The following is a 23,870-nucleotide window of genomic DNA, read 5'->3' on the forward strand; positions in this document are numbered from 1 at the left end:
CCGCCGGCCCTCAGCCGAACATGCCGGGCACGTAGTCGCCGGCGGGCTGCCGGACCAGGACGTTGACGCGGTTGTAGGCGTTGATGAGGGCGATCAGCGCGACGAGGGCGGCGAGCTGGTCCTCGTCGTAGTGCTTGGCGGCGTTCGCCCAGACCTCGTCCGGGACGCCGCCGGACGCGTCGGCGATCCGGGTGCCCTGCTCCGCCAGCTCCAGCGCGGCCCGCTCCGCGTCGCTGAACACCTTGGCCTCCCGCCAGGCCGCGACCAGGTGCAGCCGCTGCGCCGTCTCCCCGGCGGCGGCCGCGTCCTTGGTGTGCATGTCGAGACACATCCCGCAGCCGTTGATCTGGCTGGCCCGGATCTTCACCAGCTCCTGTGTCGCGGCCGGCAGGCCGGAGTCCGAGACCGCCTTCCCGGCCGTGTTGACGTGCTTGAGGAACTTGGCGGAGACGGGGTTCTCGAAGAGGTTCAGACGCGCGTCCATGATCTGCTCCCGGGTGGTGGCTGGGGTCGGCTGCCCGTGTGTTCGGTGCCTGGTGGCTACGTCTGTGTGACGGAACGATCCGGGGAGATGTGACACGACCGCCCGTGACGCGCGCCACACGATGCGCAGTGCGCCCGGCCGGCCTGCCCGCCGCGGAGATCACGCCCGAATCTGCACAGCGCGTACGCAACTGCGGAACCGCGGGTTCCGTTGGTACGGAGTTGTCCCGGCCGGCAGGGCGCCGGCAAGAGCCGCGGCCCTCCTGAGTGCCCCGGCGTGTGGAGAAGCTGCCGCCAAAGCGTGACCGCGCGCGCACCGTTCGGTCACCCGGCACGGCCAACTGGCCCGGTCCGGGCTTCGGTTGGCTGGATGCCCGGAGCGCTCCGTGATTTGATCGCTCGCGCCGCCGGGAACGCGCCACGGTGTCCTGAAAAGGACGGCGCGCGCCTGCGGTCGCGGCCCACCGTCTGTCCCCAGCCGGGCCGCTTCCCCTGTGGACCACCCATGCGAAGGGCAGTTTCCCCATGAACTCCGCTCACCAGGTGCAGACCCTCGAGATCTCCGACGCCGACCTCGACACCGTCGCCGGCGGCCTGAGCCCCGAGGCCGGCCTCACCGTCGACTCCACCACCCTCAGCAGCGCCGACCTGCTGTCCCAGCTCGACGTCGCCAAGGGCGAGGCGCTGGGTGCCCTCGGCCAGTCCCACCAGGTCGGCTTCAACGCCGCCCTCTGATCACCCGGATCACCGCACCGAGCCCCCTGACGGGAGAAATCCCGGCAGGGGGGCTCGGTCACTCCGGCCCTATAAGATCCACACACTTTCATTACCAAGTCTGGGGTCTGGGGGGGCCGGATCGTGAACTCGTATGCCGTCAAAGGGGCTTTCGCGCTCGTGCTGAGCGGGAGCCTGGTGGGTGCCCTGCCCGCACTGTCCGCCGAGGCGGCGACGGCGATGACGGCGACGGGGACGGCCACGGTGGCCACCGACCCCGTACAGCCCGGCGTCTGGGGCACCTCCACCGAGCTCGCCGCCGGCGCCCAGCACCGCGTCCTGGGCCTGCAGGCCCGCGCCGACGGCGCCCTCGTCGCCCTGCGCGACGAACCCCAGGACCCCACGCGCACCGCGGCGGTCCGCCGGCTCACCGTCCAGGTCCGCCCCGCGGGCACCACCACCTGGGCCGCGCCCCGGACGCTGTCCACCACTGCCGACCTCTCCGACAGCACCCTCGCCCCGCAGGCCGACGGCTCCTTCATCGCCTACTGGAGCGAACGCCTGCCGGAGGGCGGGAGCCTGCTGAAGGCCGCGACCCTGGCACCCGGCGCCACCCGCTGGTCCGACCCGGCCGCCGTCGCCACCCTCTCCCCCTGGGCCGAGTACCCCCTGGTCCTCGGCAGCGCCACCGGCCGCCTCACGGCCGTCTGGGCCGTCCGGATCGCGGGCGGCCGCGAGCTGCGCATGGCCGAGCGGCCGGCCCCCGGCGACGCCTGGTCCGAGCCCACCGTGTTCGACACCGTCACGAGCGCCGCCGAAGACGGGGAGTTCTTCCTGACCGGGCTGCACGCCACCCTCGACAAGGCGGGCAACGCGGCCGTCGCGTGGAACCTCGACGACCGCCCCCGCGACGGCGGCGGCTCCACCCCTCCGGGCGGCCCCTCGTACTACTCCCGGATCATGGAGCGCAAGGCCGGCGCGACCGCGTGGGGTGCCGCCGAGGACCTCACCCCTGTCGCCGGCACCCGGCCCGGCGCCCTGCGCCTGGACGCCGACCCGGCCGGCGGCCTCACCCTCCTGTGGGCGAGCGTCGACGGCCCCGTCCGCTTCGCCCGCAAGGCCGCTCCCGGCGACGCGTGGAGCGCCGCCGAGCAGACCGGGCTCACCGGCTGGTACGCCCCCCGTGCCCTGCCCCGCCCGCTGACCGCCCCGAACGGCGACGTCACCCTCGTCGGGGCCGCGGACAAGGCGGTCGTCTCGACCACCCGCTCCGCCCGCACCGGCGTCTGGGCCGCCGTCGAGCAGGCCGACGACCGCCGTCCCGGCGCGCCCGTCACCTCCGCCCTCGCCTCCGACGGCACCGTGCACGCGGCCTGGACCGTGTCCATCGGCAACGGCTCGTACCGGTTCGTCTCCGCCTTCCGCACCCGCGGCGGCTGGTCGGCCCCCAAGACGCTGGCCACCACCACCGGCAACCGGACCGTCGGCGGCGCCCTCACGGTCGCGGGCACCCGTCCCACCGCGCTCTGGTACGACAGCTCCGCGCTCGGCGGCCCGCTGCACACCGTCTCCGGCACCACCCGTCCGCGTCCCCGCGCCCGCGACTACGGCGACGACGGCCGCGCCGACGTACTCGCCCTGAGCGGCACGACCCTGACCCGGTACGACGGCGACGCCGCGGGCCACCTCACCACGGGCTCCGTGCACAGCGGCGCCGTCACCACCGGCTGGCCCGCCGGCACCCGGTTCACCGGCTTCGGCGACCTGAACGGGGACCGCCTCAACGACGTCCTCGCCGTGCTGCCCACCGGCGAGGCCCGCGTGTACGAGACCCCGGCGGGCCGGCTGCCCGCGCCGACGTCCCCGTACAAGAGGACCAGCAGCGACTGGCGCGGCTACGACGTCCTCACCGGTCCCGGCGACCTGACCGGCGACGGCCGCGCCGACCTGCTGGCCCGCTCCGCCGCGACCGGTGACGTCTACCTGTACGCCGGCGACGGCACCGCCGGATTCGCCCCGCGCGTCAAGATCCGGTCCGCCTGGAAGGGGTACACCCGGGTGATCGGCGCCGGGGACCTCGACGGCGACGGGCACGGGGACGTACTCGCCCTCGACGGCTCCGGCGAGCTGTGGCGCTACAACGGCACCGGCACCGGCAAGCTCGCCGACCGTGTGCTGGTCTTCCGCGACTGGGGCAAGAGCTACCGCCAGGTGCTCGGCGCCGCCGACCTGAACGGGGACGGCCGGGCCGACCTGCTCTCGGTCGACTCCGACGGCGTGACCTGGCTCAACCCGGGCAACGGCCACGGCACCTTCGGCAGCCGGGTCCGCGTCGGCTCGGGCTGGACGGGCCGCACCCTGTCGTGACGGCAGGCCCCTAATCGGGTGCTTGTGTGCACGTCAACGCTTCTCGCCCGGGGGCCGGCGGCATACCTCTGACGATCACACATCGATCGAAGGAGATGCTTATGCGTGTACGTGCCGCACTCGGTGCCGTCGCTCTCGCCGGGACCGTTCTGCTCGGGGGCGCGGCCCAGGCCCTGGCCGACGACAACGACGACATGGGTAACGCCGCAGTCGAGTCCGGGAGCAGCGCACCGGCCATGTCCGATGTCGGCCAGGGCGCGTCCGACACCGACATGGACATGCCTGATTTCGGCAAGGTCGGGGGCATTTTCGACCGGCAGTTCGGCCACTGACGGCGGGCCGTACCTTCCTTCCCCGTGGACGCCCCGCACCGCGATGCTCTCGGTGCGGGGCGTGGGAGAGCCTCAGGCCTCTCCCCGGACTTCGGCGACCTGAACCGAAGCGGACGACGGCTGAGCGGGAACCGGCCTCTCGCCCGGCAGCCCGCGCATGAGCACGCCGTATCCGACGCCGGCGACCGTCCCCACCGCCGCACACATCCCCCACAGCCACTCCGCGCCCAGCCGGTCGATGACCGCGCCGGACATCAGCGGTGCGACCAGGGCGGCGACGGACCAGGACAGGGTGTAGACGCCCTGGTAGCGACCGCGCCCGTGCACCGGGGACAGCCGGACCACGAGCCCGGTCTGGGTGGGGGCGTTGACGATCTCGGCGAGGGTCCACACGCAGACGGTGAGCGCGAAGACGCCGACGGAACCGGCGAAGGCGGTGAGCCCGAAGCCGTACCCGGCGAGCACCGAGGAGACCACCAGCAGGGTCCGCGGGTCGCGGTGCTCGATGAAGCGGGTGACCGGGATCTGCAGGGCGACGATCATGATGCCGTTGACCGCGATGGCGAGGCCGTAGTCGGCGGCCGAGAACCCGGCCCGCCCCATGGCCACCGGCAGCCCCACGGACCCCTGCTGGAAGACCAGCGCGACCAGGAAGGACAGTCCGACGACGGCCATGTACCGCCCGTCGCGCAGCACGGTGCCGAGACTGACGTCGGAGCCGGCCTGCCTGGCCGTGGCCGTGGGCCGCGACTCGGGCAGCTTGAGGAAGACGACGAGAGCGCAGACCGCCGTCATCCCGGCCTCGATCAGGAATCCGGCGCGGTAGCTGAACTCGGCGACGAACCCGGCGCCCGTGGAGGAGACGGCGAAGCCGAGGTTGATGGCCCAGTAGTTGAGGGAGAAGGCCCGTACCCGGTCCTCGGGCCGCACGATGTCGGCCATCATCGCCTGCACGGCCGGCCGGGAGGCGTTGGAGGCCATGCCGACGAGGAAGGCGACGGCGGCGATCGTGACGGGGTCGGTCATGAAGCCGAGCAGCGCGACGGAGGCGGCGGTGGCCGACTGGGCGATGAGCAGCGTGGGCCGCCGCCCCAGCCGGTCGGCCATCACCCCGCCGCCCAGCGAGGAGACGACCCCGCCCAGCCCGTGCAGCGACGCGACGAGACCGGCGTACGAGGCGGAGTAGCCGCGGTCGAGCGTGAGGTAGAGGGCCATGAAGGTGGCCACGAACGCACCGAGCCGGTTGACGAGGGTGCTGGTCCACAGCCACCAGAACTCACGGGGGAGTCCGGAGACGGTCTCCCGGGCGGCACGTCGGAGACGGGCTGCGGACATGACAAATCCCCCCACGGAACGACGAACGCCCCCTGCGGGCGCTGTAAGTGGCTCAATCGGTAAGCACAACTTACAGAGCGAGGGTTTCGGTGGCCACTCGTTTAACAGATGCCGTCAACAGTCCACCCACTGGCCGGGCCGGGCGGGTACGGGAAGCCGTGGATTACGCTCTTTGCCATGGCCGACGCACCGTACAAGCTGATCCTCCTCCGCCACGGCGAGAGCGAGTGGAACGCGAAGAACCTGTTCACCGGCTGGGTGGACGTCAACCTGAACGAGAAGGGCGAGAAGGAGGCAGTCCGCGGTGGCGAGCTCCTGAAGGACGCCGACCTCCTCCCCGACGTGGTCCACACGTCCCTGCAGAAGCGCGCGATCCGCACGGCCCAGCTGGCCCTCGAGGCCGCCGACCGCCACTGGATCCCGGTCCACCGCAGCTGGCGCCTGAACGAGCGGCACTACGGCGCGCTCCAGGGCAAGGACAAGGCGGCCACGCTGGCCGAGTTCGGCGAGGAGCAGTTCATGCTCTGGCGCCGCTCGTACGACACCCCGCCCCCGCCGCTCGCGGACGACTCGGAGTTCTCGCAGGCGAACGACGCCCGCTACGCGACCATCCCGCCGGAGCTCCGCCCGAAGACGGAGTGTCTGAAGGACGTCGTCCACCGCATGCTGCCGTACTGGTACGACGGCATCGTCCCCGACCTCCTGGCCGGCCGCACGGTCCTGGTCGCGGCCCACGGCAACTCGCTCCGCGCCCTGGTCAAGCACCTGGACGGCATCTCCGACGCCGACATCGCGGGCCTGAACATCCCGACCGGCATCCCGCTCTCCTACGAACTGGACGCCGACTTCAACCCGATCACCCCCGGCGGCACCTACCTCGACCCCGAGGCGGCCGCGGCGGCGATCGAGGCGGTCAAGAACCAGGGCAAGAAGAAGTAAGCCAGCACGAACAAGCCCCCTGCCTGCGGTTCTCCCATGGGCAGGGGGCTTCTTCACGGGTGGGGGCCGTCCGTGGGCCGTGGTGCTACGGACGCTGGTAATGCCAGCGTCGGACGGTCACTCGGAAGGTCATCAGGAAGGCGAGCGGAAGCGAGACGGTTGCGGGCACGTTGACCCAGAAGCCGTACCCAGCCTCACTCGCCCCGATCATGCAGAACGGTAGGCCGCGCGGGCAGATGTCGATGGTCACGCCGAATCGTGGCATGCTTGTTGCCTCCAACGTTTCGAGAATCTGTTCCCAGGTTTGCGAGCACGGGTGGAGACAGGGCCGCCTCCGGTGCAACGGGGGCGGCCTTTCCAATCCGCGAGCAGAACTTAACCACGGATCACCTGGCCGTCAAAATCGCTGGCGGATACCCCCGGGGGGAACGCGTCGATAATCGCGACTTCGTGGTCAGCCAGAGTCAGGTTAAGCGCACTAGTAAGGCGGTGCCGCAGTTTCCGGAAATTGCTCAGTGCCCGCCGTAGCCCGGTCGCCGACTCGCCCGGCCGGCGCCCGCCCGGCCGCCTGTCTACCCGGATGGCTGCCTGGTTGACTGCCCGGGCACGACGGTGTCCGTGATTTGGGTCTGCGATTTGGTTCGCGATTTGGGGTACGCGATTTGGTGCGCAATTTGGGTCCGCGATTTGGTCCGCGATTTGGTGCACAATTTGGGTCCGCGATTTGGGTCCGTGATTTGGGGTCCATGATTTGGGGTCCGTGAAGGAAGGCGCTGCCGGATGCTCCTGCTTCGAACCTCGGGTCAGGCAAAGACAGAGGCCACGGCCTTGCGGGTGCGCTCCTGGCTGGACGGCATGAGGTGTGCGTACACGCGCAGGGTCAGGCCGGGGTCAGAGTGGCCGAGGTACTCGGCCAGGGCCTTGACGTTCTCCCCGGCGTCCAGGAGCACCGAGGCGTAAAAGTGGCGGAGGGCGTGCATGCCGTTCTCGCGGGACTCGGCGTACGACCCGCCCGGCTTCCGCTCGGGGATCACGCCGGCCGAGGCGAGAGCCCGCTTCCACACCTCCTCGTTGAGCGACGTACGCCAGACGTGCCCGCCGCGCGGCCCGGTGAAGATCAGTCGCTTGGTCACCGGAGGGCCGTCCGCCACCTTCCACGGCAAGGTGATCTCGACCGGCGGGAACCGCTTCATGTGGGCGCGGAGGGCGTCAGCGACTGGACCGGGGAGCGGCACGTCCCGGAGCTTGCCCCCCTTCGGCGGGGCGAAGACCGGCTTGCTGCGGCTCAGCTTGAGCTGCTGGACCACGTGGAGGGTGTCCGACGCGAAGTCGATCGCGTCGACGGCCACGCCCAGGATCTCGCCTTGCCGAAGGCCGCAGCCGCCGCCCAGGTCGACCATGGCCTGGTACCGCTCAGGCATGCCGGCCCGGACGGCGAAGACTCGTTCCCGCGTCCAGGGGGCGATGCGCTTGTTGTCCACGGCCGGTGGACGGACTGAGCGAGCGGCGCACGGGTTCCGGGGAAGGTGCCCGTCGTCCACGGCCGCGCTGAGGGCGGCACGCACGTTGGAGTAGATCGTCCGGGCGTACGAGCCGCGGACGCCGTTCTCCTGGAGCTGCCGCACCCAATCGCGGATGTGAGCGGGCTGGAACGAGCCGAGAGGGCGCGAACCCAGGTACGGGTAGGCGTGCAACCGAAGCTGCGACTCCATCGAGGCCTGCGTGTTCGGGTCCGGTGCGTGGGTCACCCACTTCTCGGCGTACTGCTGGAAGGTGATCCGGGCCGCCCGGGGGTCGATGTACTGCCCCCGCGCCATGTCCGCTTCGGTCTGCGCAAGCCACTGGTCGGCGAGCCGCTTCTGACGGTCGGGGAAGCTCTTGGACTTCTCGGTGCCGTCCGGGCCCACGTAGCGGGCGCGGTAGCGCAGGCCCGTCCCATAGCGCTCGGTCTTGACCTTGCGAGTCTTGCCGTCCGGTCCCTTCTCTTCCTTGTACCAGCGGTCTTGGATGTGTCCGGCCATCAGGCAGCGGCCCCCTTGATCTGGGACTCCACCCAGGCGCGTACGTCGTCCGGATCGAACCGCAGGTGCCGGCCGACCCGGAAGCCCCGAGGACCGGTGTGCTTACGACGCCACTGGTAGACCGTCTCGACACTGGGCAGCTCGAACATCTCCACCAGGTCTTCAGGAGTCAGGAACCGCGTGGGCAGGGTGCGCGGTGCGGCGGCTACTTCGGCCGAGGCGCGGCGTCGATCAGCCATGCGTGGGCTCTCCTTCCGTTCCGGGGGCGGGTTCGAGGGATGCGGCAAGCCAGGCTTCGGCGTCGGACAGACCGGTTCCGGCGAAGACCCAGTGGGCGAGGACGTACGTCGTGTCGGTCTCCGGGCCGTTGGCGGCTGTCGCTTGTGCTCGCCGCCATTCGGCGCGGGCATCGCGGAGGGCACCGAGGGTGGTGGAGTAGCGGCGGGACTTGGTGGAGAAGTGGCCGCGGAAGCCGAGCATGTGGGCCCAGGCGCGCAGGCGGAGGTGTTCCAGGTCCTTGCGGGCGCCGAGGGTCCAGGCGGTTCGGATGAGGCGGCGGGCGTGGTCGCTGATGTCGAGCTGGGCGAGTTCGGCGGCGAACTTCAGTGGGCGGTCGAGGGCGCCCGTGGCGGTCTCGGCGCCCTTGGTGGCGTACTTGGCGATGTACGCCGCGACGGCCCGTTCGGTCAGCTGCCGGCCGTCGTTGAAGTCGGCGGAGCGGATGGTGCGGACGTCGAGTTGGCGGCCGAAGGCGAAGGTGTGCGTGCGGCCGCCGATCACCGGGCCGTCGACATGGGTCTTGGCGGCAGCGGCCCCGATGGCGTCGGTGAGCAGTTCACCCGTCGCCCAGGCCGGAGGTGGAGTCTCTCCGCCGCCGGGACCATCGATGCGGATCACGGCGTGGAAATGGACCGCGCCGCGCTTCTGGTACTCGGCGACTTTGGCGAAGGAGACGCGGGCGTGTTCGCGCAACCGGCGTTGTGACAGGCCCGCGCGCTTGGCGACCTCTCGGCGCAGGTAGATGGAGAAGCGGCGCCAGAGAAGACCGGCGTGCGCGTTCCACAGCACGGCGGCTTCGTAGTCGTACGTGTCCGGGGCGAGCGGGGTGCCGAGGACGTCGTCGTCCTGGTCGTGGTGCGTGCCGCAGCGGCACGGACGGCCGTCGGTACGGCGGTTGTGGACCGGGCCGAAGCCGGGGGCGGTGAAGGTGGCGAAGACGCGGGGGTGTGCGGCGACGTGTTCCGGGGTGCCCTTGCCGCCGCGCAGTCCGGCGGTGATCAGGTGGAAGGTGTCGCGGCGGTAGACCTCAGCGCAGGCCGGGCAGCGGGTGGTGCGGCGGTTGTTGCAGCGAACGAGGAGTTGGCCAGCCGGGAGGGCGGTCGAGTCGAGGTGCTGGAGGACGCGGCCGATCTCACCGGTGGTGGCGTCGACGTCGTACTCGGTGCGGTGGCCGTCCAGCCGGATGGGGTGCGTGCAGCCGCCGAGTCCGGAGAGCTGCCGGAGGATACCGGGCAGGGTGCCGTGGGCGGCGAGGTTGCTGAGTTCCGGGAGCGGGGGCGGGGTGGTGCGGGCGAAGATGGCGGTCTCCTTCTGACGGGCGTTGTCGGGAGGAATGGGCCGCCGGGGCGGCGGATGCTTGGCCGTGTCGCGCCGCCCCGGGGGTCAGGGGCGTGTCAGCGCCGGTTGTGCTCGCGGAGCAGCGAGCGCAGGACCACGGCGGCGATGGCCACGGAGATGGCCGTCACGGCGACGGCCGCCAGGAGCGCGGTGAGGACCACACCCCCGACGAGCACGGCCGCGACCGTCTTCTGATCGATGGAGAGCGACGGGCGGGAGCGCTGGAGCGGCCTCGGGTCCGTCGACGCCTGGGTGTGGGCCGGCGGAGGGGTGGGGTCGTCCGGGTACTTGGGCAGGAACACGGCTGACCTCTACTTATCTACTCGTCTAGTCATGCGTGCCGTTTACGACGCTCACCCCGGAGCGCGTACCGGATTCGATGCCGGAGGCGAGGAAGGTGTGCGAGAGCCAGAAGCCGAACAGGGCGATGAGGACGACGATCCAGGGCCGGACGCCGAGGAACTTGACGGCTCCCCAGACGAAGAAGCCGAGGACGAGCACGAGCGGCAGGCTGACGGTCACGGTTGGCCTTGGTCCTTTCAGCGGACGGTGCAGCGGTGGGTACGGGCGGCCAGTTCGGCGGCGGCGCGACTGTCGTAGTCGGCGGAGAACCCGCAGCGAGGGGCCGTGCAGACGGCGGTGTGCTTCTCGCGGCCGCGCCGGTCGTAGGAGGTGCCGACCTGGACGGGGCCGATGCGGGTGACGTCGCGGAAGTTGCGGTTCGCGGCCATGGGTGTCCTTTCAGAGGTGAGCGGCGATGGCTTCGGCCATGGGTGCCGGGACGCCGAGGCGGGTGCGGAGGGTCGGGGTGTCGATCGCGGTACCTGTACGGGCGTGATGCTCGGCGGCGACCTTTCGGGCGTGGTCGACCAGGGCCGACGGGACCGGCACGGGCGGGGGTTCTGGCGGTTCTTCGAGGGTGGGTTGGCCGGCGAGTTCGGGTGTGGCCTCGTGCTCGGCCTCCTGATCGTCGACGTCGGCGTGCTTCTCCACCGCCGAGTGGGCGAGAAGGGTTCCGCCGAGGAAGGCGATGGCGGGCCAGCCGGCGACGAGGATGCGCAGCCAGGCGGGGACGTGGCCGAGGTCGAGGAGACCGGCGGTGGCGACGTTGGCACCGAGGGATGCCGTGAGCGCGATGACGAACCAGCACCAGGCCGCCGCTTTGGTCGTGTCCGAGCGCAGGCGGCGCCAGGCGGCGACGAGCAACAGGTCGACGGAGACGGGATAGGCCCACGCCTTCCACCCGTCCTGTCCGGCCGCCACGGCGACGTCGTGAAGGTGGGCGAAGGACAGCGCGGCGGCGATGAGTGCTTGGACGAGTACCGCGTCGACGCGGACCAGGCGGGCACGCATGATGCGGCTCCTTCTGGAGTCGGGCGGGGAAGGGATGAGTCAGTCGGAGACCGGGTGGGCCAGAACGGTCGGCGTCGCGGTCTCGACGAGGCGCATGGGTACGTCGGGCCGGAAGCGCTCGAACGCGGGCAGGTCGGGCACGAGGTCCGCCGACTCATGGCAGGTCTCGGCAGCGTCGCCGAGGGAGAGGTACGGCGTGCGGATGCGGGACCAGCCGCCGGAGGTGTCACCCGCAACGGCCAGGCCGGGGCGTTCGGGGGCGATGGAGCAGGCGGCGAGGACCGCTTCTGGTGCGATGTCGCCGAGGGCCATCTTCGCGGAGGCTTCGTCGTTGACGCGGTGGCAGACGCGGCCGGTCAGCTGGGCCCGGAGCATGGTGGCACCCTTGCCGAGTTCGGCGCCGAAGCGCTGCCCGCACACCTCCAGGTACATGCCGGCGGCGCGGCCGAGCTGGGCGAGGCGGATGAGCTGGGTGACCATCTCGTCCCGGCGTTCCTCGTCCTTCTTCGTGGCGACGAGGAAGAGTTCGGCCACCTCGTCGACGAACAGCACGATGGGTACCGGGCGTTCGCTGTCCGGCAGTCCCCAGATGTCGGAGGTGATCTCCTCGTCCGGGGTGTCCGGGGCTATCCCCTGTCGGGCCTTGATCAGGTCGTATCGATCCTCCATCTCCTTGACCAGTACGGGCAGCAGCTCGGCGGCCTGTTCCGGGTCCGTGGCGAGTGCCGAGAGCCGGGGCGCGAAGGGCGCCAGCTCGACACCGCGCTTGCAGTCGATGCCGACCAGGGCGACCGGCTGGGGGGCGAGTCCGGCGATCAGGTGCCGGAGGTACATGGACTTGCCGGACAGGGTGGCACCGAGGGTGAGCTGGTGCGGGATGGTCCGGTAGTCCCGTACGAACGGAGTGGCGTCTTCCCGCAGTGCGACCGGCACCTTGAGGAGGCCGTCCGCGATCTTTCGGGGCATCCGCACCCGCCGTAAGACGTCGTAGCCGACTAGCCGCAATTCGACCACGCCCGGCTTGACGGTCGTGACGTACACGGCGTGGACGCCCCAGGCATGCCGCAGTCGTTCCGCCGAGGCGGCGACGTCGGCGGGCTCCTGCCCGGGTGCGAGCCGGAGCCGGATCCGGAGACCGGTCGAGGTGGGCCGGATGATTCCCCGGCGGGGCGGTACGGGCCGGACCTCACGACTGGTCGTGGCCTTGACGGCGAGGATCCGGAGCCGGGACGGGGCTACGGTCAGACCGCAGGCTTCCATGACCGAGCTGTACGAGCCGAGCAGCCGGGCCGTGGATATCGGCAGGCCGATCGTGGACCAGTACACGGCCGGGTGCTTGACCCGGGTGTAGGCGGCCCCGCCGCCGAGCGCGGCAAGGGGTCCACCCACCTCCAGAAGCGTTGTCAGGTCGGCCATCAGGCGGCGGCCCCCGCGGCGGACGGGAACGCGGCCGGCGTGACGGCGGCGGCGCGGTAGGCGATGCCGTGGCGCTGCTGACCGTTGAACACGGACTCCCACGGCCGGGCGACCAGCCCGGGGAGCGAGACCGGCGCCCCGAGGGTCAGCCCCTCGGAGATACCGCCCTCCGGGACGGTGACCTTGATCAGCGACGACTCGCCGTCCTCGATGTAGACGACGCCGATCGTCATCAGGGCCTCACCGCTGGTCGCGTCCTTGGCGATCTCGCCCGTCTGCCGGTCGCGGACCTTCAGCTCAGGCGCTTCGGTGAGGAGGATCGTCGCGGCGGAGGTCTCGACGCGGATGGTACGCAAGGAAGTTCCCCTATCTACTCGTCTATACAAGAGACGTTCCGAGAACCCGATGCCGGGTTCGTGCGGACCACTGTGCCACACCACTTGCCCACTCGTCTATACGAGTAAGCGTGTTGGGGTGTACGAGTTCGGGAAGGCGTCCCCGCGCACCGCCGTACACCGCGTCGATCAGGTCGCCGGGAGCTGGTACGACAGGACGTACGCGTCCGCCGCCATGACCGTGTCGCAGACCTCAACGGCTCGTCCCTCGGTGTCGAAGGCAGTCCGGATCAGGTGGATTACGGGCACACCGGCCGCCAGGTGCAGCGTCTTGACCTCGGCGGGCGAGGGCATCCGGGCACGGATCTCTTCTTCGAAGTGGTCGAGGCGATGACCGAGGTCTTCGAGGCGGGCGTAGATGCCACCTGGCCCGGGGTTGGGTTCGGCGATCGGGGTGCCGCGCGCGATGTCGAGCGGCAGATAGGAGGTCGCGAACTCGACGGGCCGTCCGTCGAGGAGGTACCGGCGCCGCCGGGCGAGCACGCGCCGGACGGATCCGAGCCGAGCGGAGATGTCCTGGCTGGCCTTCTCCTCCTTGACCTCAAGACTGTCGACCTGAGGGTGACTGCCGGCCGCGTTGGCCTCCACGATGAACGCGGACTTCCCCTGCTCCCTGTGCCGCCGGGCGAACCGGTCAGAGGCGAGCCGCCGCACGGGCGGACGGGGCCGGACGAAGACGCCCTTGCCGTGCTCAGCGTGCACCAGGCCTTCACCCGTGAGGATGGAGAACGAGTTCCGGACGGTCATCCGGGACACTCCATAGTGCTCGACAAGCTCGGCTTCAGAGGGCAGCTTTTCACCCTCCCGGAACCGCCCACGGTCGATGGCCTCACGCAGTTGGTCGGCGATCTGCCGGAAGACCGCACGATCGCTCGTGGGGTCGAGATCGCCGAGGAGGCCGGAAGGGAGAGGGTTCACGTCGAGTACTCCTTTAGGTATCTAGACGAGTGGGCGAGTCTTGTTGCTACGGTGGAGAGCCTAGCCAGCCGAGAGGGCCGAGCAACGTGAGCACAGAACGCCCGCACTCCGTGAGCGTCGCCGGGGTCGTCGTCGACGGCCAAGGCCGGGCCCTCCTGATCCAGCGCCGGGACAACGGCAAGTGGGAGCCGCCAGGCGGTGTCCTCGAACGCGAGGAAACCGTCCCAGAGGCCCTCCAGCGCGAAGTCCTCGAAGAAACCGGCATCAAGATCGCACTTCCGGCAACCCTGACCGGCGTCTACAAGAACATGAAGGGCTTGATCGTCTCGCTGGTCTTCCGCTGTGAAGCCGCCGATGGCGTGCCCACCACCGGTGACGAGACCCGCGCGCTGCGCTGGGCCACCCGCGAAGAGGTCACCGAGCTTGCCGACGAGGCGTACGCGATCCGCGTCCTGGACGCACTCGACGCGGCGTCCCCGCCGGCCATCCGCGCCCACGACGGCGTGAAACTCGTCTAGCCCGAACCCGCTGCACATGGCGGCCTACCAGCACGAAGGAACTTGTATGCACGAGTATACGAGTACAGCCCGGGTCTGGGGGCTGAGTTGCCCAGGATTCCCAGAAGAAGTGAGCCGGGCCCGCCGCTGGACCCGGGACATCTTGCGCGGATCCCCCTTAGCCGCGGACGCCGAGCTGATCGTGAGCGAGCTGAGCGCGAACGCGATCCTCCACACCGCCAGCGGCCAGGAGTCCGGCAGGTTCCACCTGGCCCTTGCGGTCTCCCCGCAGGTAATCGCCCTGTCCGTCACGGACGACGGAGGCGCGGCGACGGCCCCGAAGGTCGAGGACCAGGTCGAGGACGCCGAGCACGGCCGGGGCTTGGGTATGGTCAGCGCGATCGCTCACCGGGTCGTGGTCCACGACAGCGACGGCGGCCGCACGGTCACCGCGGAACTCTTCGCACAGCCGAGCCCGGAAGGACGGTCATGCTGACGTCGACCGTCGCTGAGCACTTACCTCGGGGCGGCCAGCACGCCCCCTTCTATCAGTGCTGGGCCGCCGCCCATCCCTTGCACGAGGACCGCTTCATCACACTGGGGTCCTACGGCGCCGCAAGTCCCCGCTTGGCATTGCGTTGGCTCCGGGAGCGCACGAGTCACATCACGGACCAGCTCGACGCCCCGTACGCACAGCCAGGCCAGCACTGGCTCATCGACGAGTTCGAGCACGAACGAGCTCTCGCCTATTTGGCCGCAGGAACGGCCTACCAACTCACCTTGCACGACGAGAACACGCGCTACCTGCTCGTGGCCTACCGCACGGGAGCGGCATCGTGACGGGACTCGCGCGCGGCTACTGGTGCGAGTGCTGGACCGAGGACCTGAGCGGCGATCAGCCGCCGGCACTCCGGGCATCCTTCGACGCGTACGCGGCACCCCAGGCGGACAGATGGGTCGCGGTCACACTCCGCACGATCTCACCCGCCTTGGGCCCGGACGCCTCCGAGCAGGCATGGGCTTGGCTGCACCAGGGCCGAACGGCGACTCGACGTGCTCTTCTGCGCTCGGAGCCCTGCACGGTCACGATCACTCAAGCCGGTACCCGCCTCACGTGGACGATGCGGCCGGTCCTCTTTCTGTCGCTCGCCGACCGCCAAGGGGCGCAACTACCCACCTGTGCATACGCCTTCAAGCCCTGCGCGACCGACTGAGTTACAACTTTCTCTACTGGTTCAAGGCGGCTCGCCCTGCTCGCCGCGCGCGTCCCGGCCCCCGGCCGGGCCTGCGCTCCAGTCTCCGCCCCGCTCCAGCCCGGCCGGTGTCCGTGCCGCGCGCACAGTGATCACCTACTTGCCGTGAGGGGAAACTTGCAGGCTCCCGATGTGCCACAAGATAGCGAGGTCCCTATTACTCGTTCGAATGACGAGTCAGTTCGTATCTATTCCGGAGCCCAGCCTAGCTCTCGACTGTAGTTCCGAAGTTTCCTGAGGCAGTAAGCGGCGATATTTCCCCGATTTTTAGCGACCATGAAGTCACTGGCCCGCCAGGTGTACTCCAAACAAATGGCCTCCTTCTCAAAGTTGAGGGAGTTGTCTGGAATCAGAGGGCAAAAGTCCAGCTTCTTTTCTGCCATGGTCGTGTAACTGAGATCTTGCGCAGAGGCGAATGCGGTCAACGCCTCAGCTAGAGCATAGTTCAGCGCCTTGTCGCGACCGGCAGTGAAGCCAGACTCAGCGAGGTATTGGAAGGCGAGGAGTGATGTTGTGGTCGGCGTTCCCTTGGTCTCCAAAATCGCTTTGGACTGCCCCAGCAAGTACTTACCCAGGTCACAACGCTCAATATTCCTTGTTACCACTGAATCGCCAGGGAGGCGCACTCCGAGGCTGTTCAGATTTTCCCTAACTTCCTCTGGCCCATATCGGCGCAAGATGCCGACAGACGCACTGGGGGGCAGGCTAAAAGCTCTCGCATCCAGTCGGACGATCGTGCTGGTTAGTAGGCCTCGCCTGGCCTTCCACCACTTCCCTACCTCGCTGTCAGGCGAAGAATCCAGCAGGGCACTGCCGTCAAGGAGTCCGAACTGATTACTGCTGGTCAAATGCGTAAGAATTCCTGCATCGGAACTTTCGCTGGCAAAAATGATGGCGAGTCGCAACGACTTTCGCATCTCCCTGCGCATGCTGGTAACAAGCTTGGCGAAGTCGTCAGAGATTTCCCTAAGGAATCCACCTAGTGATGTGAATCCACTTGGATCGTAGCTGCTGGGCTCAACCCCCAGATCTTCAAGCGAATCGATAGAGTTTACGAGGCGGAGGGTCGTTTTTGCGATCTCTTGCCACGTCTCCCGGGGTGGGCCAGAGATGGCCACGGGAAGATCGATGGGGGGCTTTCCTGCGATATCGCTGTAGGCCCGAGACATGGCTTCCGAGAGATCTCTTTGAGTGTCCGGCCAGAGGATGAGGGCCTTGGAACCACCTTCGGGGTGGCGCAAGAAACGCTTGATCTCCGCCAACTCCTCTCCTGAGGGTGGACTCCCCTCGCGATGGTCAATATTGATCGGGACGATACGCTTATCGTTCACCGCAAACTTACTCAAATGATGCGCAGTTTCACGCTGCAGTGCGTCGGCGTTAACGTTTCCGGAGAAAAGGATGGTCGGCAGGAAGAGGCCGGGAAGAAACTTGTCTAGATTGTTTGCGAGGGTTGTCTTGCCAGTTCCCGAAGGGGCGTAGATGGGAAGAAATAGCCCTTCCCCGCGCGCCATTAGCCCACGCGCCGCATCTTCTAGGAGATTCTGGGTCTCGACTTCAGGTGTCACGAGTAGCGAAGCGAGCTCCGCCCCGAGGTGCGAGGCCAGCGCTTCGTAGCGAGCAGGGAAAATGAGTTGCTCTAGCAGATGCAGGCCTGGGCTCGCGTTCACTTACAACTCCCGCTTGACGCATTGTGTGTTGAGCGTTGCAGGGGCCAAGTATGTCCTCAGGTGCCCCCTGCCGTCAGACCGACGATCGGATTGGCACTCGGTGACGCCAACTCGACACTGGGGGCCAAGAGGTGAGCGCGACGGGTGGGCCGAGGCATCGTTACGCCGGGCCAGCCGCCATGACTTGCTCTGGCCGGCGACATCGGCAGCGTGGCTGAGGCCGGTGAGGGTGCAGCGAGGCATACGCGTGCGTGGTCGCTCCGTGCACCTACCGTCGTGGCTGACTGTCGTCGGCTGAGGTTCGGACTGGGCGCGTCGACCGTGCCGGCCATCAGGCGAGCGCGCCGAAGCTGGGCCGTCTCTGGGCCGTCCGAGGTCACTCGCCAATGACCAACGGCGACCAGCAACGACCACCAGGCTCACGAGCCCACCGCCGCTGATCAGAGACAACCCAGCTCACCAAGATCCCCGGCAAGACCCAGGGCAAGAAGAAGTAGGTTTGGTGATCTGCCCCTGACCTGCGCGGGAAGCGCGGATCGGGGGCATTTTCACGCTCTGGAACCTCCCTGGAACCTCAGCCTCGCCCGCTTGTCTTCGCTGAGTCACTGACCTGCACTTATGTGCAGTGCCTCGTAAACATGCAGGTCAGAGCGTTGCGAACGTCGTGCAGGCTGCTCGTTTTGTGGGGACGGTGGGGGTCAGGAAAGCTTGACCGCCGAGACCGGGGTGACGGTCACCTTGTTGTCGCACTCGGCCCACACCCCGTCGTTCAGGGCGACCTGGTGCTTCCCGGAGCGCGGCAGCCCGATGACCATCGTCGGATACGTCACCGGGTCCTTGCCCGACACGCAGTAGCCGTCGGCCTCCCCCTGGACCTGGACGAAGGTCAGCTTCACCCACGCCTTGCCGTGCGGCCGGAGCGTCACGGTGGCCGCCCTGCCGGTGCGGGTGACCTTGAGCGGGGTGTTGTGGGCGGGGGAGCCGTTGCCGGCGCCCGCGACCGTCGGATGGCCCTTCAGGACGCACGTCCCCCGGGAGACGTTGGTGAACTGCACGACCGCCGCCCCGGTCCCGGTCCCGACGGGCCGGTGGACGGCCTGCCGGGCGCTGACCTGGAGGGCGGAGGCCGGGCAGGCGGGCGGCGGGGTGGAGGTGGTGGTGCTCGCCGCCATGGCGGTGCCGGGCAGGATGCCGGTCACCGCCGCCGCGACGGCCGTGACCGCCGTCGTCGCCAGAGCCGCCCTGCGAATGCCGTTGCTGTGACGCATGCTGTCGTCCCCCTGAGTCGTCTCGTCCGCGGGTTTCGGTCGTCGGTTGTTGCCCCGCGGTACGCGTGGTCGTTGGTACGTGAGTGCAGACAGGGCGGGAGAGCGGCAGGGTTCCGTGCGGCGACTACTTGTGACGGAACGGTGACAACGGGCTGCACCCGTGCAGATGGCCGTCAGGGCGGACAGAAGCACCTCCAGCGCGCCACGGGTTTCACCACGCCCCCGGCGCGCACCGAGGGTGCGCTGAGTCGCTGACCTGCGAGCCGTCCGGTACCCAGCCGGAGTCGGGACCTGCCTGGAACCTCCGAGGTCAACAAGCAACGTCAGGTGAGGTGCTCACCCCGCTGATCAGCGCCAAAAAACGGGCGGTCGAAACCCAGGGCAGGGCAATCAGGTCTGTTGCCTGATCTCTGCCTGTGCGCCCACATCGCGGAGCGCCGCGACCGCGATCTCGGCGGCTTCTTCTGGAATGCCGTCGAGGATCACAACCGGGGCTTGATCCACCAGGACCTTGCTACGCCAGAGACTCAGTCCGGCCAGGCGGCGTACGACCTGGGCTACATCGAGCGGGCTGGCGCCGGGGCCGGCGAGGAGCACGTCGTTGGGCACCTCGTCGCAGACCAATGTGAAGTATTCGACCGCCATCCCTGGTCCCCTCCCGTTCTAATCAGGAGCGTAGGTGCCTGAGCCGCCAGGGCCCTGGTGTTCTCGCCCGCGTCCCAGGCGGGACTCGGCGTATGACCCGCCCGGCTTCCGCATGGGGATCACCCCAGCAGTGGCGAGGGCCCGCTTCCCCACTTCCTCGTTGAGCGACGTACGCCAGAGCCCACACTTCGTCCGGTAATGCCACCACTGCCGGCGACCCAGTACGGGCGAGAGCAAGCGGCGGGGGAGTAGTGGGGAACACCGGAGAGAGCCGGAAGACCGCAGGTCAGCGAATCGCCAGCTCAGGGGACGGTTCAAGCCTGCGGCAGCGCACTCAGCGCTTGAAGGAGCCCTTGGCTTGTTCTTTCGCGCCCCGCATCCTGCCCCGTGATTCGAGAGCGGCGCCTTTCGCCGCGAGGGTTTCTTTGTGCACCGCGTGGGCCGCCTTCCGCACGGTCTTTCCGACGATCTGTTCGGCCTTTGCCTTGGCCCGTTCTCCGGCGCTCATCTCGGTACCTCCGTGGGGTCTCACTGGCCGTGTGCCCCTTGAGGCAAGAGGTGAAGCCACCTTGTGGGACGGCGGCCTGCTTGTTGCTGCGTTCTCAGGGCATCCCGGACGCGGCGGGCTGTTGCTACGGGACGTTCCAGGACGAGATGAACGGCTGCTCGTCCTCGGTGGCCAGGACGCTCAGGGTTCCCGGATGCGGGTGGCCGAGGAGTCGGGCGGCCGACGCGTCCAGCCCCAGCCAGCGCACGGTGAGGACGCGTGCCAGGTGACCGTGAGCGACCACGGCGACGTCACCGTCGCTCAACAGCGGCCGGATCCGGTCCAGCACCGCGTCCGTCCGCGCGGCCACCTGCGCGAGCCGCTCACCGGGATGGGCGGCGTCGCCGGGGACGACGCCGTCCCGCCACAGGTCCCAACCGGGCCGCGTCCGACGGATCTGGGCCGCGGTCATCCCCTCATAACCGCCGTAGTCCCACTCGATCAGGTCGGGATCGGGCCTGGCGCCGGTCAGGCCGGCCAGCTCGGCCGTCCGCACGGCGCGGCTCAACGGGCTGCTGAACACCGCGACCAGCGGGCGCCCCGCCAGCTTCGGAGCGAGCGCCCTGGCCGCTGCCTCGCCTGCGTCTGTCAACGGAACATCGGTGCGGCCGGCGTGTTGACCCGAAAGACTCCACTCGGTCTGGCCGTGCCTGATCAATATCAGCTCCCCCATGGGCGAGCACGCTAGCCGATCATGTGGCACGGTGGACCGGATTACCGGCGACGCAGAGGCCGGCCGCGATCAGCGAACGAGACCACGGGTCGAATTTTCGCCTCACTGGCTCTCGAAACCCCCAGGTCAGTGGTCTGAGGCGGGTGTTTTCGGTCTGGATCTGTGCCGACGGCCACAGCGAGCGACGCAAACGTGGGCTCATACTGAGCCATGACAAAGCCTGCTGCACCGAAGCGTCACCTGCCCACCAGCCCCTTCAAGGCCCCGGTCACACCGGCTCCCAAGCACTTCGCCGTGGGCGATCAGGTCACACACGACATGTACGGCCTCGGACGGGTGATCGGCATCGAGGACGGCATCGCGGCGCACGTGGATTTCGGCTCGGCGCAGATGCGTATCTTGAGCCCGTACGCCAAGATGACCAAGCTGTAGGACCGCAGTGCCCGGTCACGGCACACCAGGCCCCCTCGGGGACCTGCCAGGAAAGCGAGACTTCTCATCGATCTGACGCCGCTGTTCTCCGCCCCGGAGGGGCAGCCCCGCTGCTCCAGCGCGGCATCGCCGCCTCCGACGACCAACCCCTTCCAGGCCCCTGACTTCGGGCCGGACGACACCTTGCTGTTCGAGGGCGCACGGGAGCCCGACCCGGGCATGCGTGCGGCGCGGCCCGAGGCGGCCTAGCTCCGCCCAAGTCCTGCTACGAGCCGCTTCCCCGTAGTGCGAGCTGTGCTGCCGGACGGCAGGGGCGGCCCGCGCGCACATCGTTGCTCGAAATCCGGGGGCAGCCGGCCTCGGCTGAGCAGGCGCGGATGGGCGGGGAAGGCGGTGATCGCGGCAAGGGCGAAGGCGAGCGACGCCCACGGCGTCCGTATGCGAACTGCCGCATGACCCCCGCGGGTGTTGATGAAGCCCGTCTGGAAGACATCGACGGATACGAGCTCGATCGCGCTCAATCCGCCCCATTCGAGGTCCATTTCGCACACGGGGTGCGCGAAGTGCGGTTTCCGCGGGGTGAGGGTGACTTCGCCGGTCCCCTCCACTACCCAGCGGGGCTGGGCGTCGCGTGCCGCCCGACGACGGCGAGTGGCATTGCCGATCGCATTGGCTGCCAGGGTGCTGATCACCACCCCCGGGGTGCCGAAGGCGAAGACGTCGTTGTGGCTGTGGCTTCCGTTGCCGAGGGCTCGCCAGGTCAGACGCTGCCCCGGTCCCACAGCGAGGGCCCGGTCGCCCCGCTGCAGCCGTGCCGTTGTGCCCACGACCGGCCGCCGCGCCACGTGCCCCTCGAGCATGTCGGCGAGGATGTCACAGGAGTGCCAGAGGTACTCGTCCAGCGGCGACCACAACGGCTGACTGGGGATCTCCGGCGGCGGCGCAAAGGGGTTGGCCACTGTCGCTCCAGCTTCCCATCGGGGGTCCGGGGTCACGGTTCGCGATCAAGCCTGATCGTGCCGTCACGCCCGCGGGCGATGTCCCCCGGCCCGCCCAGGCGTTCTCCCGAGGGCGCGGTCGCGTCCGGCATGGAGGACCAGCTGGACGTCGTCCACGTGGTCACCGCCCTGGCCTCCCACCAGGCGGTGACCGAGAGGGCCGGCGGCCGCGAGACGCACTGGGCGGAGAAGCCCTCAAAAGCGGTACGTCACTCGGCCCAGGCTGGGCACTCGGGGCGTGGGGAGCAGTCGTGCCGGGCTCGCCCGGCGGGATACTGGTGGAACATGTCTGCTGATCAAGCGTCACGAGGGCGGTGATGGCGATGCCGCCGGCGCAGCCGCAGGGACCGGCCGGTGACGGGATGCCGCCGGACGGACAGGCGCGGTTGTCGGTCACGGAGGCGCTCGCCGCCGCGGCGCGGGGTGCCGACGCCCCGCAGCGGGTGCCGGGCGCGCTCTGCGCGGCGTGCGTACGACTGCTGCCGGTCAGCGGTTCCTCGGTGTCGATCTCCGGCGGGAAGGGCGTGCGCGTCACCTGGTGCGCCAGTGACCGGGTCGCCGCCCGGCTCGCCGAGCTGCAGTACACCGTGGGGGACGGCCCCTGCCAGAGCGCTCTCGACCAGGGCGCCCCGGTCGTCGCGGCCGACCTCACCAGCGGGGCCGACGCCCGCCGCTGGCCGATCTTCGCGCACGAGGCGGTCGCGCTGGGCGTGCGCGCGGTCTTCTCGCTGCCGCTCGGTGTCAGCGGCGCCGCGATCGGCACCCTCGACCTGTACAGCGAATCCGTCGGCGGGCTGACGGAGCAGGACATGCGGACGGCACTGTGGGTGCGCGACGCGGTGACGTACTCCCTCGTGAGCCTCCAGGCGGCCGGCCACGATGGCGCCGAGGAGGACCCGGAGGAGGAGGTAGCGTCGTGGGTGGCGGCCTCCGAGTCCGACCACACCGAGGTCTACCAGGCGGTCGGCATGGTGATGGTGCAGCTGGACCTGGACCCCGAGCAGGCCCTGGACCGGCTGCGGGCGCGCGCGTACGTCGACGGCCGCACGGTCAGCCAGGTGGCCCGCGAGGTCCTGGCCCGTAAGCTCCGCTTCCCCAAGGAACCAGAGGCGGAGCCGGAGTCGCAGGCCGACGACAGCGGTGAGCGCAGGGACTACGCCGGTGAGGACGGGCGTGACGGCGGGGACGAGGGAAGGGACGGTGAACGGTGATGGGCCGTGAACAGCAGCTCGCCGAGGCGCTCGTGGGGCTGGCCGACTCTCTGGCCGACGACATGGACCCGGTGGTGCTCGTCGACCGCCTGGCCCACTACTGCATCGAGATCACCGGCACCGACGCGGTCGGCATCATGGCCGTCTCCGGCCGCGGTGAGCTGCGTACGCTGGCGGTCACCGAGGACGACGCCGGCGAGCTGGAGTTCTTCCAGCTCCAGGCCGACGAGGGCCCCTGTCTGGACAGCTTCCGCGAGGGCCGCCGTATCGACGTCCCGGACCTCGAGGGCAGCCGGGACCGCTGGCCGCACGTCACCCCGTTCGCGCTGCGGCGCGGCTACCGCTCCCTGCACGCGCTTCCCCTGCGCGTCCACCGGCAGACCGTCGGCGCGGTCAACCTCCTGCTCCGCGGGCCCGGCGGGCTCATGCCGTTGGACGTGGAGCTGGCCCAGGCACTCTCCGACGTCACGGCCGTCGCGCTGGTCAACTGGCGGCCGGAGCTGGTGCGCGCGACCGACGTCAGCAACCGCGTACAGGCCGCGCTCGCCGCCAGGGCCACCGTCGACATGGCCACCGGGATGCTCGCGGAGACCGGCGGCCTGTCCCTGGCCGAGGCCCACACGGCCCTGCGCGCCTACGCCGACGGCCACCGCCGCCGCCTGCTGGACACCGCCCACGCCCTGGTCAACCGCACCCTGCACCCGGACACCGTCCTCACCCCCATGCCCAGTTGAGACCGATCAACGGCGGGCCGGTCGACAGCCGCCCCGCCCCGTACAAAGCCCG

The 23,870-nt window shown here is 69.5% G+C and carries 31 protein-coding genes and 1 pseudogene; 12 read left to right on the plus strand and 20 right to left on the minus strand.

All coding sequences use genetic code 11. From position 1 onward, the window contains the following. Window positions 1–10 precede the first annotated feature (10 nt). Window positions 11–484 (minus strand): carboxymuconolactone decarboxylase family protein, encoded by a 474-nt coding sequence (locus ACWC94_RS00430; protein ID WP_450794114.1) that lies wholly within the window; start codon window positions 482–484, stop codon window positions 11–13. A gap of 524 nt (window positions 485–1,008) precedes the next feature. On the opposite strand from ACWC94_RS00430, the gene ACWC94_RS00435 reads away from it, so the two are divergent. From ACWC94_RS00435 to ACWC94_RS00445, 3 genes are all read left to right on the plus strand, one after another. Next, a complete protein-coding gene (locus ACWC94_RS00435) occupies window positions 1,009–1,218 on the plus strand; it encodes a hypothetical protein (protein WP_450794115.1) in 210 nt (69 codons plus the stop codon). Window positions 1,219–1,341: 123 nt separating this feature from the next. Next, window positions 1,342–3,564, plus strand: coding sequence for an FG-GAP-like repeat-containing protein (locus tag ACWC94_RS00440; RefSeq protein WP_450794116.1), 2,223 nt, complete (start codon window positions 1,342–1,344; stop codon window positions 3,562–3,564). Between the two features lie 101 nt (window positions 3,565–3,665). Next, window positions 3,666–3,896 (plus strand): hypothetical protein, encoded by a 231-nt coding sequence (locus ACWC94_RS00445; RefSeq protein ID WP_450794117.1) that lies wholly within the window; start codon window positions 3,666–3,668, stop codon window positions 3,894–3,896. A gap of 72 nt (window positions 3,897–3,968) precedes the next feature. Here ACWC94_RS00445 and ACWC94_RS00450 read toward each other — a convergent pair whose 3' ends face one another. Beyond that, window positions 3,969–5,231: an MDR family MFS transporter gene (locus ACWC94_RS00450; protein WP_450794118.1), complete on the minus strand. Its 1,263-nt coding sequence runs from the start codon at window positions 5,229–5,231 to the stop codon at window positions 3,969–3,971. 177 nt (window positions 5,232–5,408) lie between these two features. Between ACWC94_RS00450 and ACWC94_RS00455 the strand changes: the two genes are divergently transcribed. After that, window positions 5,409–6,170, plus strand: coding sequence for a phosphoglyceromutase (locus ACWC94_RS00455; protein WP_360083814.1), 762 nt, complete (start codon window positions 5,409–5,411; stop codon window positions 6,168–6,170). An 85-nt stretch (window positions 6,171–6,255) separates the two neighbouring features. On the opposite strand, the gene ACWC94_RS00460 is transcribed toward ACWC94_RS00455, so the two are convergent. The 11 genes from ACWC94_RS00460 to ACWC94_RS00510 form a co-directional block, all read right to left on the minus strand. Beyond that, window positions 6,256–6,420 (minus strand): hypothetical protein, encoded by a 165-nt coding sequence (locus tag ACWC94_RS00460; protein ID WP_450794119.1) that lies wholly within the window; start codon window positions 6,418–6,420, stop codon window positions 6,256–6,258. A 553-nt stretch (window positions 6,421–6,973) separates the two neighbouring features. After that, window positions 6,974–8,191, minus strand: coding sequence for a tyrosine-type recombinase/integrase (locus ACWC94_RS00465; protein ID WP_450794120.1), 1,218 nt, complete (start codon window positions 8,189–8,191; stop codon window positions 6,974–6,976). After that, entirely contained in the window at window positions 8,191–8,430 is a 240-nt protein-coding gene (locus ACWC94_RS00470) for a helix-turn-helix transcriptional regulator (protein ID WP_450794121.1), read from the minus strand. Before ACWC94_RS00470 ends, ACWC94_RS00465 begins: the two co-directional genes overlap by 1 nt. Next, window positions 8,423–9,706: a replication initiator gene (locus ACWC94_RS00475; RefSeq protein ID WP_450794587.1), complete on the minus strand. Its 1,284-nt coding sequence runs from the start codon at window positions 9,704–9,706 to the stop codon at window positions 8,423–8,425. Before ACWC94_RS00475 ends, ACWC94_RS00470 begins: the two co-directional genes overlap by 8 nt. A 158-nt stretch (window positions 9,707–9,864) precedes the next feature. Beyond that, window positions 9,865–10,110, minus strand: a complete 246-nt coding sequence (locus ACWC94_RS00480; protein ID WP_450794122.1) for a SpdD protein — start codon at window positions 10,108–10,110, stop codon at window positions 9,865–9,867. 25 nt (window positions 10,111–10,135) lie between these two features. Beyond that, window positions 10,136–10,330: a hypothetical protein gene (locus ACWC94_RS00485; RefSeq protein WP_450794123.1), complete on the minus strand. Its 195-nt coding sequence runs from the start codon at window positions 10,328–10,330 to the stop codon at window positions 10,136–10,138. A 17-nt stretch (window positions 10,331–10,347) separates the two neighbouring features. Further along, window positions 10,348–10,539 (minus strand): mobile element transfer protein, encoded by a 192-nt coding sequence (locus ACWC94_RS00490; protein WP_450794124.1) that lies wholly within the window; start codon window positions 10,537–10,539, stop codon window positions 10,348–10,350. Window positions 10,540–10,549: 10 nt separating this feature from the next. Next, window positions 10,550–11,161 carry a DUF2637 domain-containing protein gene (locus tag ACWC94_RS00495; protein WP_450794125.1) on the minus strand — a complete coding sequence of 204 codons (612 nt, stop codon included), beginning with the start codon at window positions 11,159–11,161 and terminating at the stop codon, window positions 10,550–10,552. 39 nt (window positions 11,162–11,200) lie between these two features. Further along, entirely contained in the window at window positions 11,201–12,577 is a 1,377-nt protein-coding gene (locus tag ACWC94_RS00500) for an FtsK/SpoIIIE domain-containing protein (RefSeq protein ID WP_450794126.1), read from the minus strand. Next, complete coding sequence (locus ACWC94_RS00505) at window positions 12,577–12,933, minus strand: SCO3933 family regulatory protein (protein WP_450794127.1); 357 nt, start codon at window positions 12,931–12,933, stop codon at window positions 12,577–12,579. The genes ACWC94_RS00500 and ACWC94_RS00505 overlap by 1 nt, the downstream gene beginning before the upstream one ends. 168 nt (window positions 12,934–13,101) lie before the next feature. Further along, window positions 13,102–13,821 (minus strand): GntR family transcriptional regulator, encoded by a 720-nt coding sequence (locus ACWC94_RS00510; RefSeq protein WP_450794588.1) that lies wholly within the window; start codon window positions 13,819–13,821, stop codon window positions 13,102–13,104. Here ACWC94_RS00510 and ACWC94_RS00515 point away from each other — a divergent pair. From ACWC94_RS00515 to ACWC94_RS00535, 5 genes are read left to right on the plus strand one after another with little or no spacing between them, the layout of a single operon-like run. Further along, window positions 13,735–13,980 carry a hypothetical protein gene (locus tag ACWC94_RS00515; protein ID WP_450794616.1) on the plus strand — a complete coding sequence of 82 codons (246 nt, stop codon included), beginning with the start codon at window positions 13,735–13,737 and terminating at the stop codon, window positions 13,978–13,980. The two genes, ACWC94_RS00510 and ACWC94_RS00515, sit on opposite strands and share 87 nt — an antisense overlap. 20 nt (window positions 13,981–14,000) lie before the next feature. After that, entirely contained in the window at window positions 14,001–14,408 is a 408-nt protein-coding gene (locus tag ACWC94_RS00520; RefSeq protein ID WP_450794589.1) for an NUDIX hydrolase, read from the plus strand. 46 nt (window positions 14,409–14,454) lie between these two features. Beyond that, a complete protein-coding gene (locus tag ACWC94_RS00525) occupies window positions 14,455–14,883 on the plus strand; it encodes an ATP-binding protein (protein WP_450794128.1) in 429 nt (142 codons plus the stop codon). Continuing rightward, window positions 14,877–15,227 carry a hypothetical protein gene (locus ACWC94_RS00530; protein WP_450794129.1) on the plus strand — a complete coding sequence of 117 codons (351 nt, stop codon included), beginning with the start codon at window positions 14,877–14,879 and terminating at the stop codon, window positions 15,225–15,227. The genes ACWC94_RS00525 and ACWC94_RS00530 overlap by 7 nt, the downstream gene beginning before the upstream one ends. After that, entirely contained in the window at window positions 15,224–15,601 is a 378-nt protein-coding gene (locus ACWC94_RS00535) for a hypothetical protein (protein ID WP_450794130.1), read from the plus strand. Before ACWC94_RS00530 ends, ACWC94_RS00535 begins: the two co-directional genes overlap by 4 nt. Window positions 15,602–15,828: 227 nt before the next feature. Here the strand turns inward: ACWC94_RS00535 and ACWC94_RS00540 are convergent, their stop codons facing one another. The 6 genes and pseudogenes from ACWC94_RS00540 to ACWC94_RS00565 form a co-directional block, all read right to left on the minus strand. Further along, the gene (locus tag ACWC94_RS00540) at window positions 15,829–17,310 is read right to left on the minus strand and encodes a hypothetical protein (RefSeq protein ID WP_450794131.1); all 1,482 of its coding nucleotides are present in this window, start codon (window positions 17,308–17,310) and stop codon (window positions 15,829–15,831) included. Between the two features lie 698 nt (window positions 17,311–18,008). Continuing rightward, window positions 18,009–18,578, minus strand: a complete 570-nt coding sequence (locus ACWC94_RS00545) for a DUF4232 domain-containing protein (RefSeq protein WP_450794132.1) — start codon at window positions 18,576–18,578, stop codon at window positions 18,009–18,011. 390 nt (window positions 18,579–18,968) lie between these two features. Further along, window positions 18,969–19,223, minus strand: a complete 255-nt coding sequence (locus tag ACWC94_RS00550) for a ribosomal protein L7/L12 (protein WP_450794133.1) — start codon at window positions 19,221–19,223, stop codon at window positions 18,969–18,971. Between the two features lie 78 nt (window positions 19,224–19,301). After that, window positions 19,302–19,403 (minus strand): annotated as a pseudogene (locus tag ACWC94_RS00555) (tyrosine-type recombinase/integrase); the annotation flags it as partial. A 154-nt stretch (window positions 19,404–19,557) separates the two neighbouring features. Beyond that, window positions 19,558–19,731 carry a hypothetical protein gene (locus ACWC94_RS00560; protein WP_450794134.1) on the minus strand — a complete coding sequence of 58 codons (174 nt, stop codon included), beginning with the start codon at window positions 19,729–19,731 and terminating at the stop codon, window positions 19,558–19,560. Between the two features lie 124 nt (window positions 19,732–19,855). Next, window positions 19,856–20,443, minus strand: coding sequence for a histidine phosphatase family protein (locus ACWC94_RS00565; protein WP_450794135.1), 588 nt, complete (start codon window positions 20,441–20,443; stop codon window positions 19,856–19,858). A 210-nt stretch (window positions 20,444–20,653) separates the two neighbouring features. Between ACWC94_RS00565 and ACWC94_RS00570 the strand changes: the two genes are divergently transcribed. After that, a complete protein-coding gene (locus tag ACWC94_RS00570) occupies window positions 20,654–20,875 on the plus strand; it encodes a hypothetical protein (RefSeq protein ID WP_450794136.1) in 222 nt (73 codons plus the stop codon). 245 nt (window positions 20,876–21,120) lie between these two features. Here ACWC94_RS00570 and ACWC94_RS00575 read toward each other — a convergent pair whose 3' ends face one another. Further along, the gene (locus ACWC94_RS00575; RefSeq protein ID WP_450794137.1) at window positions 21,121–21,834 is read right to left on the minus strand and encodes a hypothetical protein; all 714 of its coding nucleotides are present in this window, start codon (window positions 21,832–21,834) and stop codon (window positions 21,121–21,123) included. Between the two features lie 356 nt (window positions 21,835–22,190). Between ACWC94_RS00575 and ACWC94_RS00580 the strand changes: the two genes are divergently transcribed. Together ACWC94_RS00580 and ACWC94_RS00585 are read left to right on the plus strand one after the other, a co-directional pair. After that, on the plus strand, window positions 22,191–23,084 hold the full coding sequence (locus ACWC94_RS00580) for a GAF and ANTAR domain-containing protein (protein WP_450794138.1): 894 nt from the start codon (window positions 22,191–22,193) through the stop codon (window positions 23,082–23,084). Continuing rightward, a complete protein-coding gene (locus ACWC94_RS00585) occupies window positions 23,084–23,818 on the plus strand; it encodes a GAF and ANTAR domain-containing protein (protein WP_450794139.1) in 735 nt (244 codons plus the stop codon). Before ACWC94_RS00580 ends, ACWC94_RS00585 begins: the two co-directional genes overlap by 1 nt. Window positions 23,819–23,870 lie beyond the last annotated feature (52 nt).

It is taken from the genome of Streptomyces sp. NPDC001135, assembly GCF_053598395.1.